Origin of the sequence: Streptomyces sp. NPDC059900 (genome assembly GCF_050270335.1) — a bacterium.
In the GTDB taxonomy this organism is placed as follows: domain Bacteria; phylum Actinomycetota; class Actinomycetes; order Streptomycetales; family Streptomycetaceae; genus Streptomyces.
In genome coordinates this window covers 1-1,432 of the sequence record NZ_JBNNJZ010001079.1, presented here as the reverse complement: position 1 = coordinate 1,432, position 1,432 = coordinate 1, and the positions used below count along the sequence as shown (strand labels likewise).

Here is a 1,432-nt window from a genome sequence, read left to right as displayed (position 1 = left end):
CCACGGGGGAACAGGGCCTGCACCACCTCGTGCAGGAACTCGTGGACAACTCCGTGGACGAGGCTCTTGCGGGGGTGGCCGACCGCATCGACGTGACGATCCTGGCCGACGGCGGCGTACGCGTCGTCGACAACGGCCGCGGCATTCCGGTGGGGTTGCACCCGGCGGAGAAGCGGCCGGCCGTCGAGGTGGTGCTGACCGTGCTGCACGCGGGCGGAAAGTTCGGGGGCGGCGGGTATGCGGTCTCAGGCGGTCTGCACGGCGTGGGCCTGTCGGTGGTCAACGCCCTGTCGACGCGGCTGTCGGCGGAGATCTGGACCGATGGTCACCGGTGGACGCAGGACTACCGAAACGGAGCTCCCACCGCCCCGCTCGCCCGCCACGAGGCCACCACCCGGACGGGCACCTCGCTGACGTTCTGGGCGGACGGCGGCATCTTCGAGACCACCGAGTACTCCTTCGAGACGCTGGCCAGGCGTTTCAGGGAGATGGCCTTCCTCAACCGCGGGCTCGCCCTGACCCTGACCGACGAACGGCCCTTCGCGCGCGCGACGGCCGCGGCCGACGACGCGGGTGCGGACCCGGCCGCCAAGACGGTCTCCTACCGCTACGACGGCGGCATCACCGACTTCGTCACCTACCTCAACTCCCGCAAGGGCGAGCCGGTCCATCCCTCGGTCATCACCATCGCCGCCCGGGACGGCGAACGGCTGCTGTCGGCCGAGGTCGCGCTGCAGTGGAACGGCCAGTACACCGACAGCGTCTACTCGTACGCCAACGCCATCCACACCCATGAGGGCGGCACCCACGAGGAGGGCTTCCGCACGGCCCTGACCACCGTGGTCAACCGGTACGCGCGGGAGAAGAAGCTGCTGCGGGAGAAGGACGCGAACCTCTCCGGCGAGGACATCCGCGAGGGCCTGACCGCGATCATCTCGGTCAAGCTCGGCGAGCCGCAGTTCGAGGGCCAGACCAAGACCAAGCTCGGCAACACCGAGGCGCGCACCTTTGTGCAGAAGCTCGTCCACGAGTATCTGACCGACTGGTTCGACCGCAACCCGAACGAAGTCGCGGACATCGTGCGCAAGGCGATCCAGGCGGCCACGGCCCGGGTCGCGGCCCGCAAGGCGCGCGATCTGACCCGTCGCAAGGGCCTGCTTGAAACGGCGGCGCTGCCCGGCAAGCTGTCCGACTGCCAGTCGAACGACCCGGCCATGTCGGAGATCTTCATTGTGGAAGGCGACTCCGCAGGCGGTTCGGCCAAGTCCGGCCGCAACCCGCAGTATCAGGCGATCCTCCCGATCCGCGGCAAGATCCTCAACGTGGAGAAGGCCAGGATCGACAAGATCCTGCACAACCAGGAGATCCAGGCGATCATCTCCGCGTTCGGTACGGGCGTGCACGAGGACTTCGACATCGCCAAGCTCCGTTA

General features: G+C 68.3%; 1 protein-coding gene. It reads left to right on the top strand.

The window, feature by feature from the left end; translation table 11 throughout:
* Positions 1–1,432: ATP-binding protein (locus ACQKIP_RS47380; RefSeq protein ID WP_427745861.1), on the top strand; the 1,432-nt coding region annotated here is incomplete at both ends.